We start from the raw sequence: 14,525 nt of genomic DNA, 5'->3' as shown, positions 1-14,525 counted from the left end.
TCGTTCGCCATGGAGTGGCGTCATGGCGCTGAACATACCCACGCTGGTGCTGGTCGACGTCTACATCCTCATGCTCCTCGGCCTGCTGGCGGGCCGTGCCTGGCGCCGGGGCAGCCCCGAGCCCACCCTCGGCTACCTGAGCCTGATGCTGCTGCTCGGCGCGCTGGCCACGGTGCTCGGCAGCCTGCGCGGGATGAACATCGACCTGGTGCCCATCCTCCTCGGCAATATCGTGCTGCAGTTCAGCTGCGCCATGAACTGGACGGCCATGCGCGTGTTCGCCGGGCGCCGCGCGCACCTGCCGGGAATCCTCGCCGGGCCGTTGCTCTGGGCCGCGCTCTGCGCCGTGCCGGCCTTCTATGAATCGCTGCCGGCTCGGGTCTTCGTCAGCACGGCGCTGACCCTGGGCTACACCCTGCTTGCCGGCCTGGAGCTGTGGCGCGCGCGGCACGCGCTGCAGGTGTCCATCAAGCCGGCGCTGGCGCTGCACCTGATCCACTTCGTCACCTACGGCGTGCGCCTGGTGGTGGACCGGGGCGTGCCGTTCCAGGCCGCGGTGGACGGGCAGAGCACCGGCTTTTTCGCGGTGATGGTGTTCGAGACGCTGCTCTACGCCATCGGCATGGCCTTCGTCACCCTGGCGATGGTCAAGGAGCGCACCGAGCTGCAGTACAAGCACGCCGCCTTCAGCGACCCGCTCACCGGCATCGGCAACCGCCGCGCCTTCATGACCTCCGGCGAGGCGCTGCTCAAGGCCTGCGCGGCGCGCAAGGAGTCGGTGGCGCTGCTGCTCTGCGACCTCGACAACTTCAAGCAGCTCAACGACACCTTCGGCCATTCGGCCGGCGACGAGGTGCTGATGGGCTTCTGTGCGGTGACCTCGGCACGCATGCGCAAGCACGATGTGTTCGGCCGGATCGGCGGCGAGGAGTTCGCCTGCCTGCTGAGCGATGCCGATGCGGCCACCGCCACCCTGGTGGCCGAGCGCATCCGCCGCGAATTCGCCGAGAGCGACCTGCTCGGGCCGGGCCGGCTCAGCGTGAGCATCGGCATCGCCACCTCGTCCCAGGCCGGGCACGAGCTGTACCGCCTGCTGTCGCTGGCGGACAAGGCGCTCTACGAGGCGAAGAACCAGGGGCGCAATCGCGTGGAGCACTATCACGCCGCCATTCCCACCCGCCCCGCCCGGGGCAGTTGAAAGACCGGCTGCCTGGCCATCGCGGCGTTGAAGACAGGCTCGAGTCGCATGCGTCGGGTTACGTGGCTGCCCTGTAGGGCGACCTCAGACTCGTAGGATGGGGAGAGCCCCGCGAAACCCATCAATGCGGGGTCCCAGGCATTGCCGGCGTGCCGGGCTCGACTCCGCTGGGTGGAGGTAAAAAGCGACCTCCCCCCTACACAGCGGTCATGTCCCTGGGCGACTTCAGACCCGTAGGATGGGTAGAGCCCCGCGAAACCCATCAATGCGGGGTCCAGGCATTGCCGGCGTGCCGGGCTCGACTCCGCTGGGTGGAGGTAAAAAGCGACCTCCAACCTACACAGCGGTCATGTCCCTGGGCGACTTCAGACCCGTAGGATGGGTAGAGCCCCGCGAAACCCATCAATGCGCAGCCCCAGGCATCGCCGCAGTGCCGGGCTCGACTCCGCTGGGTGGAGGTAAAAAGCGACCTCCCCCCACACAGCGGTCATGTCCCTGGGCGACTTCAGACTCGCAGGATGGGTAGAGCCCCGCGAAACCCATCAATGCGCAGCCCCAGGCATTGCCGGCGTGCCGGGCTCGACTCCGCTGGGTGGAGGTAAAAAGCGACCTCCACCCTACACAGCGGTCATGTCCCTGGGCGACTTCAGACCCGTAGGATGGGTAGAGCCCCGCGAAACCCATCAATGCGGAGTCCCAGGCATTGCCGGCGTGCCGGGCTCGACTCCGCTGGGTGGAGGTAAAAAGCGACCTCCCCCCTACACAGCGGTCATGTCCCTTGCCCCGTAGGGGCGGCTTCGGTCGCCATGCGGCGTGCAGCTCCGTGGCTCTTACGTTCCCAGGGCGCCGTTGGCGAGGGCATCGAGCAGCTCCCGCTGCAGCTCATCGGCCCGTTGCGGGGCTTCCGGGCGCAGGCGTTCGATGGCCTGGCGCAGGCGGGCGAGGGGGTTTTCGGGGGCCATCAGGTTGCGCAGGTCGAGCAGGGCGATGGCCTGTGGATAACGGCCCTGGTCGATGTGCTGGCGCAGCAGGGCGGCGTCGAGGCCACGGCTGTCGCCGTCCAGTTCCAGCAGGCGATCGCGCAGGGCGGTCGCTCGCTCGACCTGGTCCAGGGTGAGGGCGGTTTCGGCCAGCGCTTCCAGGTACCAGGCGCGTTCGTCCGTGTCGTCTATCTCCTGTGCCTCCCAGAGCGCCACGGCCTTTTCCAGGGTGTCCAGGGCCGCGTCCAGCAGCCCCAGGCGGTGTTGCAGGCAGGCCAGGTGGCAGGCCTGGTCCAGCTGTTCATCCCACTCCAGTTGCTGGCGCAGGGCGTCGAATTCCTCCAGGTCGGCGGTCATCCGCACCGGGTCGCGGGCCTGGTCGCCCTGCAGGCGGCTGCGCAGGGCCAGCAGGCGCAGGCGAATCCAGTCGCTCTCGTCGTCCACGTTCTCCATGGCTTCCAGCCCCTGGTGCAGCAGCGCCGCGCTCCAGGCTGGCTGGGCCTCGGCGCAGCGTCCCGCCAGTTCAAGGCACAGCCAGGTGGCAGCGGTGCCATCGAGGCCGCTGGCGCGCAGCAGGGCGTCGGCACGGGGGGTGTCGGCGTGGCCGGCGTGCCAGGCCATGAGGTCGGCGAGCAGGTCCTGTTGCATTCCTTCCGGGGCCAGGGCCAGCAGGCGTTCGGCCAGTTGCGGGCGTTCGCCGTCCAGCGCCAGGCGCAGCATGCCGTGCCAGTCGAGGGCGTGCAGGGGCATGTCCGGGCGTGCGAGCAGTTCCAGGGCCTGGGCTTCGCGGTTGTTCTCCAGCAACAGGGCGACGGCGTCGTTGGCCAGGAGTGCATCGGGGGCGACGGCGAGTTCGCCGAGCAGGTCGAGGCGTTCCTGGGCCAGGCATTCGCGCAGCAGTGCCTGGAAGTCGCCGGGGGCCTCCTGCACCGGGACGTTGAGCATGGCGCGGGCGCGCTCCAGGCTGCGGCTGGCGGCCTCGGGGCGTTCCAGTTGGCGTTGCAGGCCGGCCAGCAGCAGGTTCTGGCGGGCGGAGAGGGCCTGGCCCACCTGGCCTTCCTGGCCAGCGGTGACGCTGTCGAGCAACTGGCGGGCCTGTTCCGTGCGGCCGGCCGCGGCCATCAGCGGGATGCTCAGCAGCGGGGCTTCGGGCAGGGGGCTGGCGCTGGCTTCCAGCAGGTCGAGGGCGGCGAGGGCGTCGGCCGTCTCCAGCAGGTTCTCCAGCATGGATTCCAGGGCGGACTGGCGGTAGCCGGCCTTCAGCTCGGCGAGGGCTTCCAGTGCCAGGGCGCGGTCGCCGGCCAGCAGCAGGGCCGGGGCCACCTGGTGCATGGCCAGTTGCCGCGCCTCGCCGTCCAGGCGCTGCGCCAGCTGGTGGCCCAGGTGCGGTTCGAGCAGGGTGAGCAGGGCGACCCGGTTGATCTGCGCGGCACCCTCGGTGCTGACGCGGGTGGGCTGGGTACGCCGGGCCGAACGCAGCAGCGCCACGGCCAGGAGGGCGACGATGCCGGCCACGATGATGAACGCTTCCATTGGCTTCCTTTCCTGAAGTGCGGACCGGGCCGGCTTATAAAGGGGGCCGCCCCCGGCTGGCAACCCCGAGTCGCACGGGCTGGGAACCCGAGCGCATTTCCAGGGCGCCGAACGGCCGGATGGCGCCCGGGCGCGGCAGCGGGTTTCGGGTTAGACTTGCCGCCTTTTCGCCTAACCAAGAAGCCCCTACATGGCCCTGCAAGCGACGCCCTACAAAGTCGAACTCAACCTCACCGACCTCGACCGCAGCGTGTACGAGAACCTGCGCTTCACCGTCGCCAAGCACCCCTCGGAAACCGAGGAGCGCCTGGCCGTGCGCCTGATCGCCTACGCCCTCTGGTACCACGAGCAGCTGTCGTTCGGCCGTGGCCTGTCGGATGTCGACGAGCCGGCGCTTTGGGAAAAGAGCCTCGATGACCGCGTGCTGCACTGGATCGAGGTGGGCCAGCCGGACGCCGAGCGCATCACCTGGTGTTCGCGCCGTACCGAGCGCTTCAGCCTGGTGGCCTACGGCAACCTGCGCGTGTGGCAGACCAAGGTGCTGGACGGTGTGCGCAGCCTGAAGAACATCAATGTGGTCGGCGTCGACCAGCAGGCCCTGGAGAACCTGGCCAAGGACCTGCCGCGCTCGATCAACTGGAGCGTGATGATCAGCGACGGCGAGCTGTTCGTGACCGATGAGCGCGGCCAGCACGAGATTCCCCTGGAGTGGCTGGCCGGCGAACGCTGATCACCGCCCCACGCGGCCGCCCGGCTCATCCGTGCGGCCCCTGTTTCACGGCGGCAGCGTCCGCCCGCAAGCCTGAAGACTGAGCCGCATGCGTATCGATCCCCGCCCGTTGCCCGCCACCCTGCCCGACCTCGGCGACCTGCCGCCCCTGCTGACCCGTCTCTACGCCGCCCGTGGCGTGCAATCGGTCGAGGAGCTGGACAAGGGCCTGGCGCGGCTGATCCCGTACCAGAAGCTCAAGGGCATCGACGCCGCGGTCGAGCTGCTGGTTGAGGCCCTGGAGAAGCGCCAGCGCATCCTCTATGTGGGCGACTTCGACGCCGACGGCGCCACCGCCAGCACCGTCGGGGTGCTCGGCCTGCGCATGCTCGGCGCGGCCCACGTCGATTACCTGGTGCCCAACCGCTTCGAATATGGCTACGGCCTGACCCCGGAGATCGTCGCCGTGGCCCTGGAGCGCCGCCCCGACCTGCTGGTGACCGTGGACAACGGCATCTCCAGCGTCGACGGCGTTGCCGCGGCCAAGGCCGCGGGGCTCAAGGTGCTGGTCACCGACCACCACCTGCCCGGCCCCGAGCTGCCGGCGGCGGACGCCATCGTCAACCCGAACCAGCCGGGCTGCGAGTTCCCTAGCAAGGCCATGGCCGGCGTCGGCGTGATCTTCTACGTGCTGCTGGCCCTGCGCGCGCGCCTGCGCCAGCTGGACTGGTTCGCCCGGACCGGCCGCCCCGACGCCAACCTCGCCGAGCTGCTCGATCTGGTGGCCCTGGGCAGCGTCGCCGACGTGGTGCCGCTGGACGCCAACAACCGCATCCTGGTGCACCAGGGCCTGGCGCGCATCCGCGCGGGCCGTGCGCGCCCCGGCCTCAAGGCGGTGCTGGAGGTCGCCGGCCGCCCGGCCGCGCGCATCACCTCCACCGACCTGGGCTTCATCCTCGGGCCGCGCCTGAACGCTGCCGGCCGCCTGGACGACATGAGCCTGGGCATCGAATGCCTGCTCTGCGAGGACGAGGCGCTGGCCCGCGACATGGCGGTGCAGCTCGACCAGCTCAACCAGGACCGCAAGGCCATCGAGCAGGGCATGCAGCGCGAGGCGCTGGCCCAGCTCAAGGACCTGCCGCTGGAGGACCTGCCCTTCGGCCTGTGCCTGTTCGAGGCGGACTGGCACCAGGGCGTGATCGGCATCCTCGCCTCGCGCATGAAGGAGCGTTACCACCGCCCGACCATCGCCTTCGCCGACGCTGGCGAGGGGCTGCTCAAGGGGTCGGCGCGCTCGGTGCAGGGCTTCCATATCCGTGATGCGCTGGACGCCGTGGCAGCCCGCCACCCGGGGCTGATCAGCAAGTTCGGTGGCCACGCCATGGCCGCCGGCCTGTCGCTGCCCATGGAAAACTTCGGTGCCTTCGCCGCAGCCTTCGACGCCGAGGTACGCCGTCAGTTGAGCGAGGACGACCTCACCGGCCGCCTGCTCTCCGACGGCCAGCTGAGCCTCCAGGAGTTCCACCTGGAACTGGCCCGCGCCCTGCGCCAGGCAGGCCCCTGGGGCCAGCATTTCCCCGAGCCGGTGTTCCACGGCATCTTCCAGGTGGTGCAACAGCGCCTGGTCGGCGAACGGCACCTGAAGCTGGTGCTGAAGACCGAATGCGGCTCGCTGCAGCTCGATGGCATCGCCTTCAACATCGACCGCGACCAGTGGCCGAACCCGACCGTGCGCTGGGCGGAGCTGGCCTACAAGCTGGACGTCAACGAATACCGGGGGCAGGAAAGCGTGCAGCTGATGGTGGCGCACATCGCGCCACGCTGATCGCGCCGACGTGCACAGGGTGGGCATGGGGGCGTAGGGTGGCGCTTCAGCCCACCGTTTCTCTGACCCCCAGCCATTTCGAAGCCCTGCCGAACGCCCGTGTCCCAGGCACAGCCGCGTGCCATGTTCGACGCCGCCCGGTGGAGGTAAACAGCGACCTCCACCCTACGCCCCGGTCATCTCCGCGCGTCAGCCCGGCAGTCCCGCAGGGGCGGCTTCAGTCGCCAGGCGGCCCGCAGCGCCACCGTTTCCGGGCCTTACCCGTAGTGCTCACTTGTACCGCGCCGCCGCGCTGCTGCGGGACATGTTCGGGCCGAGCTTGGTGCGGGCGCTGACCACGGCGGCCCAGTCGGCTGCGTCGGGCAGCGAGGGGATGGTGACCAGTTCGCCCTGGTCGAAGCCGGCCAGCGCGGCGTCCACCATCTCGCCGGCTTCCATGATCATGTTCGGGTCCAGGTGCGCGGCGTCGATGCCGGAACGCTCCCAGATCTCGGTGCGGGTGATGCCCGGCAGCACGGCCTGCACCTGCACGCCCTTGGCGGCGATCTCGTGGTTCAGGGTCTGGGTCAGGCTGAGCACGTAGGCCTTGGTGGCGCTGTAGGTGGCGTTGAACATCTCGGGGATCAGCGCGACCACCGAGGCGAGGTTGATGATCGCGCCTTCGCCGGCTTCGCCGAAGCGCTTGGCGGCGACCACCGAGAGGTGGGTGAGGGCGATGACGTTGAGCTGGATCATCGCGTCGACCTGGTCGAGGTCGGCCTCTGCGAGCGGACCGTTCTGGGCCACGCCGGCGTTATTGACCAGCACCTTGATGGCGGTGTCGGTGGCCAGGCGCTGTTCGACCGCGCGCAGGTCGGCGCGCTGGGTGAGGTCGGCCTTGAGGGTGTCGACCTTCACGCCGTATTCGCCGCCCAGGCGCTGGGCCAGTTCGTCCAGGCGCTTCTGGTCGCGGGCCACCAGCAGCAGGTCGAGGCCACGGCGGGCCAGGCGTTCGGCGTAGGTGGCGCCGATCCCGGAGGATGCGCCGGTGATCAGTGCGGTGCCTTTGAGGTTGTGCGAGCTCATTGCGTATCTCCGGAAAAGGACAGGGTGTTTATATGATGCTTGTAATTCACGATTTATATTATGATTATAATTTTAACTGTCAAGCGCAGCATCACCGTCATTCAAGCGGAGCGACAAACGGATTCCAGCCTGTGCTGCGCTGGCGGACGAATGGTGATGCGGGGAGGCGGCCTGATGAACGGCCGTGAACCGGCGCCCCGCTGGCCGGTCCATTTCCCGTGGCCGCCAGGATGGCAGGACGCGGATGCGGGCCACGCTGATGCGGTGGCCGACAGGGCGACCGCTGCCATGGCCAATGACCGGCTGTCGCCGAAAGGAACTCGCCATGTCCCACCGCTGCCGGCCGCGCCTGGCCACCTCGCTGATGCTCGCCTCCCTGCTCGCATTACCGTCCCTGGCAACTGCACGGGATTTCCACGTGACCCGCACCGATGATGTTTTCGATGGCCGCTGCGATGCCGACTGTTCCCTGCGCGATGCGGTCGAGGCCGCCAACCGCCTGGGTGGCAGCAACCGCATCCTCCTGCCCGCCGGAACCTATGCCCTGAGCCTGCCGCCGGCGCTGGGCGAGGAGGGCGAGATCCTCGACGAGGACCTGAACCTCGACGGCGACCTCGACCTGCGTGCCGGCGAGCTGGCCCTGGTGGGGGCGGGGGTGGGGGTCAGCGTCATCGATGGCTCGGGCATCGATCGCCTGCTGGAGGTCGACCTCGGTGTCACCCTGCTGCTCCAGGACCTGACCCTGCGCAACGGCCACACCACCCGCAACGGCGGTGCCATCGAGAACTTCGGCTACCTGGTGGTGCGGCGCGTGGCATTCCAGGACAACCGCGCCAGCTTCGGCTTCTACGATGGCGACGGCGGCGCGATCTCCAATCGCGGCACGCTGGAGGTCCACAGCTCGGTGTTCGAGCGCAACCGTGCGGACTTCGGCGATTCGGGGCGCGCCCTGGGCGGTGCGATCTTCAACGGCGGGCTCCTGACCCTGCGCGACAGCCTGTTCAGCGAGAACGTCACCAACGGCGACGACGTGGTCGCCCTCGGAGGGGCGCTGTTCAATACCGGCACCGCCGATGTCGCCCGCAGCGCCTTCCTCCATCACCGCGCCGACGGGCCCGGCGTGGTCATCCGCAACGACGGCAACGGCGTGCTCAGGCTGACCAACGTCACCGTCTCCGGCAAGAACGCCAACGGCGAGGGGGACTACGACGCCGTGGTCGCCAACGGCTCCGACTACCCGATGTTCGCCGGTACGCCGAGCCTGCAACTGGTCAACGTCACCATCGCCGACAACCTCACCCTCGGCCTGCTCAACCATGGCCGTCTGTCGGTTCGCAACAGCCTGATCGTCGGCAACGGCAACGCATCCATCGGTGTCGCCAACTGCGCCAATGGCGGCGATACGGCGAGCTACCAGGCCAGTGGCCTGCTGCTGGGCACCGATACCGGCAACTGCACCGCCGACATCCAGGTGAACGATGCCGAGGCCTTCACCCGGGTGCTCTACCCGCTGGCGGCCAATGGTTCCAGCCTGCCGACCCACGCCCTGCGCCCTCGCAGCCCGGCGGTGGACACCGCCGTCGGCTCCTGCACCCGCCAGGACCAGCGCGGTTCCATGCGGCCACGGGATGGCGATGGCGACGGCATGGCGCTGTGCGACCTGGGTGCCTATGAGCGCCCCAAGCCCTGAGGTGCAGGCAGGTTTTTTGCAAATTGTTTCAAACCTGACGCATCGATTGGAAAAAGCAATTTCAGGATCGGCCCAGTTCGGCTGATAAGACTGGGGCTGCAATCCGAATCGGCAGGGACGCTGGCGAGACCCCAACCCGCAGGTACTGCCATGTCCATACGATCCATCACCATCGCTTCGCGCGCTTCCCTGTGTTTCGCCCTGATCACCCTGCTGGTGATCGTCCTCGGTGGGTTCTCATGGCAGCAGATGCATGTGCTGCGGGGCGCTGAACAGGACATCGAGACCAACTGGCTACCCTCCATCCAGACCGCCAACGATATCCAGACCAGCCTGCTGCACGTTCGCCTGGAGAGCTTGCGCCTGCTGGCCAGCACCACCCCCGACGAACAGCGCAACGCGCTCGACCAGTTGCAGAGCGCGCGCCAGACCCTGACCGAGAAAAGCGAGCATTATCGCCGCAACATGATCACCAGTGCCGAAGAGCAGCGCGTGTTCGATGACTCGGCGCAGGCCCTGCAGGCGTACATGGCGGGGTTGCAGAAGCTGATCGACCTGCAAGGCCGCGATCCCGCTCAGGCATTGCTCTGGGCCAACGGCGGCCAACGCGACCTGGCGACGACCTACCAGCAGCACGTGACCAGGCTGATCGACCTCAACGCCGCTGGCGTCAAGCGCTCGGGCGTTGCCGCCAGCGATGCCTACGACACCAGCATCAGCATCGTCGTCGGCGCGGTGCTGCTGGCCCTGGCGATGACCGTGGCGCTGGCCATGACCCTGACCCGGAGCATCGTGCGGCCGCTGGGCGATTCGCTGCGCTTCGCCGAATCCATCGCCAAGGGCGACCTGACCCGCACCGTCGAAGTCAGCGGGCAGGACGAGGCCACGCGCCTCAGCGAGGCACTGCGGGGCATGCAGGAGAACCTGCGGCAGACCATCCGGCAGATATCCGATTCCTCGATCCAGCTCGCCTCGGCGGCCGAGGAGATGACCAGCGTCACCGAGCAGGGCAGCCTGACCCTGCAGCAGCAGAATTCCGAGATCGAGCAGGCCGCTGCGGCGGTCAACCAGATGACCGCCGCGGTGGAGGAAGTGGCGCGCAACGCGGCGTCGGCCTCGACGTCGGCGCGCCAGTCCAGCGAGGCGGCGAACCTGGGCAACCAGCGCGTGGCCCAGACCCTGGATGCGATCCGTCATCTTTCCCTGCAGGTGCAGGAAACCGAAGCGCGCGTCCAGGGCCTGGCCCAGCAGGCGGTGGATATCAGCCAGGTGCTCAATGTCATCCGTTCCATCGCCGAGCAGACCAACCTGCTGGCGCTCAACGCCGCCATCGAGGCGGCGCGGGCGGGCGAGCAGGGCCGCGGCTTCGCCGTGGTGGCCGATGAAGTGCGTGCCCTGGCGCACCGCACCCAGACCTCGACGCTGGAGATCGAGAAGATGATTTCCTCGATCCAGTCCGGCACCAGTTCGGCGGTTCAGGCCATGCAGGCGAGCAACAGCCAGGCCCAGGCCACGCAGCTTTCGGCCGACGAGGCAGGGCGTGCACTGCAGGAGATCACCGAGGCGGTGGGCACCATCGACGAGCGCAACATGCAGATCGCCACGGCCTCCGAGCAGCAGGCCCATGTGGCACGCGAGGTGGACCGCAACCTGATGAGCATCCGCGACCTCTCGATCCAGAGCGCCGCTGGTGCGCGCCAGACCACGGCGGCCAGCAGCGAGCTGGCGCGCCTGGCGGTGGACCTGAAGGGGCTGGTGGCACGGTTCAGCGTTTAAGGTGGGGGAGATCCGCGAGGGTGGATGTCGCCTTTTGCATCCACCGCGCGGAGGCTCGCCACTGGGGGCTGAGCCTCACTCCGTGGGAGCGAGTTCATTTGCGCCGTCTGCATCTGTGAACGTGATGGGAAGCCTCAAGCACGGTGCTTCCGGGCATCCATGGTGCCCTGTCATTCCCACGGCGTGGGTTTCGCTTCGCTCTACGCCACCCTACGCAAGACGCGTGATGCGCACATCGATGAAGGTTCTGGCGAAGACGTTGGAGCAGCGGCAAAAAGCCCCTTTCAGGAGGGGAGTCTGGCGAAGCCAGAGCCGTATGCAGGGGTCGGCTACTTTTCTGTGGTTCGGCATCCCGACGATTGAGAAAGGTGACTCGCCCGGCAAGGCGAAACTGAAAACTCCAGCAGAACTCGAAACTCTCTAGCAACACCTCAGGTCGGCAGAGCCCACTCATTCGCGATGTTCCCAAGCTCCTCCAGCCCTCCGCTTCCCGGCATGGGAACCATCTCCCACTCCCACGGACGAACAGCTGTAGGCCTCTGGACAAGCGGCCGGGCGGCGGCATAGCGTTGCCGGGCGCCGGTCGTGGCGCGGGGTTCACAGTCTTCCAAGGAGCGATGGTGTTCGATCTTCTCAAGCCGACGTTGTACGTCCGCGTCTACCGCAACCGCATGCTGATCCGCGAGCTCCAGGCCCAGCGCGAGCAGGATGTGCATGCGAGTTTCAGCACCGAGCGGCTGCTGGTCGGGCAGTTCAATGAAGCCAGGGTCGCGCTGCGCCAGGCGATCAAGCTGATGCTGCGTGGCAAGTGGATGTCCATGGCGCCCACCATTCTCGTGCAGCCGATGGAGATGACCGAAGGCGGCCTGTCCCAGGTCGAGGAGCGGATCTTCCACGAGCTCGGCGCAGGTGTCGGCGGGCGGCGGGTGCGGGTGCACATCGGCGACGAACTCAACGACGAGGCGGTGCGCCGCCAATTGGGCGGGCGATGAGCACGGGTCGGGTCGAGGCCTGGTTCGGCGAGGGCTTCAGCGGGCTGCACCCCTTGCTGCAGCGGCTGCATCGCCAGGGCGGCGTGCTCGAAGGCGAGGTGGAGCTGGCCACGGGCGCAGGTCTCGCCGGCTGGCTGGGGCGCAGGCTGGCGGGAAAACTGGGCATTCCCCTCGGTGCGCGGCGCGTGCCCTTGCGCGTGGATATCCATTGCGATGAGTCGGGCCTGCACTGGAACAGGCGTTTCGCGGATTCCGCCACCCTGGTTTCCCTGTTCCGCCCCGTGGGGCATTGGCCGGATGGGCACTGGGAGGAATGCACCGGTGCCCTGCGCCTGGCGCTGAAGGTCGATACCCGTGACGGTGGCTGGCGCTGGGTGCCGATGGCGGCCTGGGTCCGGGGCATCCGCATTCCGCTGGCCCTGTTGCCGCGTACCACCGCCTACAAGCGTATCGAGTGCGGGCGTTATCACTTCTACGTCGGCTTCTCGTTGCCGGGGCTGGGGGAGCTGTTCTCCTACAGCGGCGGCCTGGAGCTCCTGCCCGCCGGCAGGGCAGGGGCCGCCTGAGCCCGGGAGGGGACGCCGGGCAGGCCCGCGACCCCTCTGTCCCCGGTTCGCACGGGCTTCACGGCGTCGTGCACTTCTCCTTCGCCTTGTCCGCGTCCAGCTTGCGGATGGAGGTGTAGAACAGCTCGCAGGTCTGCACCTTGTCGGTCACCAGCCACTTCTGCTTGCAGCTGTCGAGGGTGCTACCGGGGTTGGCGCCGTGATCCTTGCCCATCCCGGCCTGCCAGCAGGCGGCAGTGATGTCCTGGCCCATGACCTTGAGGCCGGCGGCATCGGCCTTGGCCTGGTCGCCGTCGTAGTTCTCCGGGTCGGCGGCGTACCAGATGTAGCTGGGGTGGTTGCTGCCCAGCACCGGCACCTTCTGGTCGGCTGCGGGGCTGATGGTGCCCAGGCCGAGCACGCCGATGGTGGTGCCGTACTGCTGCTTGATCCAGCTGCGCACCGGCCCGCCGAAGGCGACCATCGGCAGTGCCGGGCTGCCCTTGGTGAGCTGCTGCACCATGCGTGTCTGGTAGGGGGTGAAGTAGCTGTAGACGCCTTCCAGGTCGCTGCCGGCGCTGGCCGGGGCGGCGATGGGGGCGATGTCGATGATGGTCTGGTAGGCGGGCGTATCGTCGGCGGCCACGCCGTTCTGCTCCAGCAGGTCGGCCCAGCGGTCAGTGGTGGCCGACTCCAGGTAGTCCTGGGCCTTGGTCAGCGAGTAGTCCGGCGGGAAGTGCAGCAGCTCGATGCTGCGGCGGTTCTCCAGGGCCATGCCCAGGGGCAGGAAGAGGTACCAGCTGTATTGCCACTTGCCATCGGTGTTGAGCTGGCTGGCGCCCTTGTAGGCGAGATCGCCCGCATCCAGCAGCTGCACCAGGGGCAGGCCGTAGTCGGAGGGCACGCCGCTGAAGCGGGCGTAGAGCCCCTTGTCGTCACGGCCCACCTTGACCTGGCCACCGGCGATGCCGTCGCGCTTCAGGCTCTGCCCGAGGTAGTGCTCCACGGTCTGTTCCAGGGTCCAGTCGCGGTAGCAGATGACGCTGCAGTTGTTGGGGTAGGCGAACAGGCGGGTGACCCGTTCCTGGCTGCCCAGGCTGACCTGGACGTCGGCAGCCTGGGCGAAACAGGCGAGACCCGCGAGGAACGGGGCGAGCAGGGTGCGCATGCGCATGGACATCTCCTTGTTGTCGTGTGGCGAATCCTTCCGGGGCGGGGCGTTGGGTCAGAGGTATCCCGCACAGCATTTCTTGAATTTCTGCCCGCTGCCGCAGATGCACGGGTCGTTGCGCCCGGCCCTGATTTCCACGGTCGGGTCGATGAAGTACCAGCGCCCGTCGTTCTGTACGAAGGAGGAGCGTTCGCGATGGCTGTGCTCGCCGCCCTGGTCATGCCAGCGGGCGGTGAAGGTGACCAGGGCGTGCTCGGGCTTGCCGCCGAGCAGTTCGAAGGCCTCCACCTCGAGGCCGAGCCAGGTGCTCTGGAGGCTCCAGGCCTTCATCGCGTCGCGGTCCAGCCCCTCGCGCTGGGCGGGCAGCGTGGTTTCCACCAGGTAGTCCACCAGGCCCAGCACATAGGCGCTGTAGCGCGAGCGCATCAGGGCCTCGGCGCTGGGGGCGGGGTGGCCGCCGTGATGGCGACCGCAGCAGAGCTCGAGGAGGTTGCCGCTGCCGCAGGGGCATGTGGTCGCGTTCATGCCGTCACCACCAGTACTTGCCGAAGTTCTCGGGGTTGGCCCAGAACTTCGCGTTCAGCCAGTCGGGCACCTGCTTGTATTCGCGCAGGTCGTAGGTGAACAGGCTGAGCACCTGTTCATCGCGCTGGAAGCGCTCGGTGGCCTGCAGGGCCAGGGCGAAGAAGTCGGTGTCGGTCCAGTCGCAGGCGGCGAGGTCCGCCAGCACGGCGATGCGGCTGGCATTGAGGTTGCGGATGCCGCCGAGCAGTTGCAGGGCGGTGCGCTTGGGCAGGTGCTCGAGGCAGTCGGCGACCAGCGCCAGGTCGAAGCGTTGCGCCGCCTGCTCGGCCGGCAGCGGGCCGGCGGGCACCTGCACCACCTGGCTTTCCGGGTGGGCGGCGGCGAAGGCCTCGAGGGCCGGGAGCGGGGAGTTGCCCACTAGCAGCAGGCGCGCCGGTGCATAGCGGTCGAGCAGGGCGGCAAGGGCCTGCTGCGGGGTGCGGGAGGAGAAGCTTGCGGTCATCGAAAATCCTCGGA

Annotated in this window: 12 protein-coding genes and 1 pseudogene; 8 read left to right on the top strand and 5 right to left on the bottom strand. The window is 68.3% G+C overall.

Annotated elements, in window-relative coordinates; translation table 11 throughout:
• Window positions 1-22 precede the first annotated feature (22 nt).
• Window positions 23-1,198, top strand: a complete 1,176-nt coding sequence (locus ACYJSS_RS13545; protein ID WP_236204686.1) for a GGDEF domain-containing protein — start codon at window positions 23-25, stop codon at window positions 1,196-1,198.
• 830 nt (window positions 1,199-2,028) lie between these two features.
• Here the strand turns inward: ACYJSS_RS13545 and ACYJSS_RS13540 are convergent.
• Window positions 2,029-3,711: a hypothetical protein gene (locus tag ACYJSS_RS13540; protein ID WP_236204685.1), complete on the bottom strand. Its 1,683-nt coding sequence runs from the start codon at window positions 3,709-3,711 to the stop codon at window positions 2,029-2,031.
• A gap of 190 nt (window positions 3,712-3,901) precedes the next feature.
• Here ACYJSS_RS13540 and ACYJSS_RS13535 point away from each other — a divergent pair, with 190 nt between their 5' ends.
• Window positions 3,902-4,441 carry a YaeQ family protein gene (locus ACYJSS_RS13535; protein ID WP_111260558.1) on the top strand — a complete coding sequence of 180 codons (540 nt, stop codon included), beginning with the start codon at window positions 3,902-3,904 and terminating at the stop codon, window positions 4,439-4,441.
• 88 nt (window positions 4,442-4,529) lie between these two features.
• The gene (gene recJ, locus ACYJSS_RS13530; RefSeq protein ID WP_111260559.1) at window positions 4,530-6,245 is read left to right on the top strand and encodes a single-stranded-DNA-specific exonuclease RecJ; all 1,716 of its coding nucleotides are present in this window, start codon (window positions 4,530-4,532) and stop codon (window positions 6,243-6,245) included.
• Between the two features lie 270 nt (window positions 6,246-6,515).
• Here the strand turns inward: recJ and ACYJSS_RS13525 are convergent, their stop codons facing one another.
• Window positions 6,516-7,310, bottom strand: coding sequence for an SDR family NAD(P)-dependent oxidoreductase (locus ACYJSS_RS13525; protein ID WP_111260560.1), 795 nt, complete (start codon window positions 7,308-7,310; stop codon window positions 6,516-6,518).
• A 325-nt stretch (window positions 7,311-7,635) separates the two neighbouring features.
• On the opposite strand from ACYJSS_RS13525, the gene ACYJSS_RS13520 reads away from it, so the two are divergent.
• From ACYJSS_RS13520 to ACYJSS_RS13500, 5 genes and pseudogenes are all read left to right on the top strand, one after another.
• Entirely contained in the window at window positions 7,636-9,000 is a 1,365-nt protein-coding gene (locus tag ACYJSS_RS13520; RefSeq protein WP_158545585.1) for a CSLREA domain-containing protein, read from the top strand.
• 150 nt (window positions 9,001-9,150) lie between these two features.
• Window positions 9,151-9,921, top strand: a pseudogene (locus ACYJSS_RS13515) (MCP four helix bundle domain-containing protein); the annotation flags it as partial.
• Window positions 9,913-10,776 carry a methyl-accepting chemotaxis protein gene (locus tag ACYJSS_RS13510; protein ID WP_373874023.1) on the top strand — a complete coding sequence of 288 codons (864 nt, stop codon included), beginning with the start codon at window positions 9,913-9,915 and terminating at the stop codon, window positions 10,774-10,776. The pseudogene ACYJSS_RS13515 and the gene ACYJSS_RS13510, both read left to right, overlap by 9 nt.
• 620 nt (window positions 10,777-11,396) lie before the next feature.
• Entirely contained in the window at window positions 11,397-11,768 is a 372-nt protein-coding gene (locus ACYJSS_RS13505) for a 1-pyrroline-5-carboxylate dehydrogenase (protein WP_146602995.1), read from the top strand.
• The gene (locus ACYJSS_RS13500; RefSeq protein ID WP_236204684.1) at window positions 11,765-12,334 is read left to right on the top strand and encodes a DUF4166 domain-containing protein; all 570 of its coding nucleotides are present in this window, start codon (window positions 11,765-11,767) and stop codon (window positions 12,332-12,334) included. Before ACYJSS_RS13505 ends, ACYJSS_RS13500 begins: the two co-directional genes overlap by 4 nt.
• Window positions 12,335-12,392: 58 nt before the next feature.
• On the opposite strand, the gene ACYJSS_RS13495 is transcribed toward ACYJSS_RS13500, so the two are convergent.
• Genes ACYJSS_RS13495 through ACYJSS_RS13485 form a run of 3 tightly spaced genes read right to left on the bottom strand, consistent with a single transcriptional unit; the run spans window position 12,393 to window position 14,511 of the window.
• A complete protein-coding gene (locus ACYJSS_RS13495; RefSeq protein ID WP_236204683.1) occupies window positions 12,393-13,487 on the bottom strand; it encodes a hypothetical protein in 1,095 nt (364 codons plus the stop codon).
• A gap of 51 nt (window positions 13,488-13,538) precedes the next feature.
• A complete protein-coding gene (locus ACYJSS_RS13490; protein WP_236204682.1) occupies window positions 13,539-14,009 on the bottom strand; it encodes a YchJ family protein in 471 nt (156 codons plus the stop codon).
• A 4-nt stretch (window positions 14,010-14,013) separates the two neighbouring features.
• A complete protein-coding gene (locus ACYJSS_RS13485) occupies window positions 14,014-14,511 on the bottom strand; it encodes a DUF6231 family protein (protein WP_111260568.1) in 498 nt (165 codons plus the stop codon).
• Window positions 14,512-14,525 lie beyond the last annotated feature (14 nt).

The organism is Pseudomonas sp. No.21 (assembly GCF_054558415.1).
Note: the sequence above shows the minus strand (reverse complement) of the source record. Positions and strands in the feature narration are given on the sequence as shown.

What these genes read in the sequence shown, in the direction of transcription:
- ACYJSS_RS13540 (WP_236204685.1), bottom strand. Translation starts at nt 3,711, where the DNA reads ATGGAAGCGTTCATCATCGTGGCCGGCATCGTCGCCCTCCTGGCCGTG.
- ACYJSS_RS13510 (WP_373874023.1), top strand. Translation starts at nt 9,913, where the DNA reads ATGCAGGAGAACCTGCGGCAGACCATCCGGCAGATATCCGATTCCTCG.
- ACYJSS_RS13495 (WP_236204683.1), bottom strand. Translation starts at nt 13,487, where the DNA reads ATGCGCATGCGCACCCTGCTCGCCCCGTTCCTCGCGGGTCTCGCCTGT.
- recJ (WP_111260559.1), top strand. Translation starts at nt 4,530, where the DNA reads ATGCGTATCGATCCCCGCCCGTTGCCCGCCACCCTGCCCGACCTCGGC.
- ACYJSS_RS13520 (WP_158545585.1), top strand. Translation starts at nt 7,636, where the DNA reads ATGTCCCACCGCTGCCGGCCGCGCCTGGCCACCTCGCTGATGCTCGCC.
- ACYJSS_RS13490 (WP_236204682.1), bottom strand. Translation starts at nt 14,009, where the DNA reads ATGAACGCGACCACATGCCCCTGCGGCAGCGGCAACCTCCTCGAGCTC.
- ACYJSS_RS13545 (WP_236204686.1), top strand. Translation starts at nt 23, where the DNA reads ATGGCGCTGAACATACCCACGCTGGTGCTGGTCGACGTCTACATCCTC.
- ACYJSS_RS13535 (WP_111260558.1), top strand. Translation starts at nt 3,902, where the DNA reads ATGGCCCTGCAAGCGACGCCCTACAAAGTCGAACTCAACCTCACCGAC.
- ACYJSS_RS13525 (WP_111260560.1), bottom strand. Translation starts at nt 7,310, where the DNA reads ATGAGCTCGCACAACCTCAAAGGCACCGCACTGATCACCGGCGCATCC.
- ACYJSS_RS13485 (WP_111260568.1), bottom strand. Translation starts at nt 14,511, where the DNA reads ATGACCGCAAGCTTCTCCTCCCGCACCCCGCAGCAGGCCCTTGCCGCC.
- ACYJSS_RS13500 (WP_236204684.1), top strand. Translation starts at nt 11,765, where the DNA reads ATGAGCACGGGTCGGGTCGAGGCCTGGTTCGGCGAGGGCTTCAGCGGG.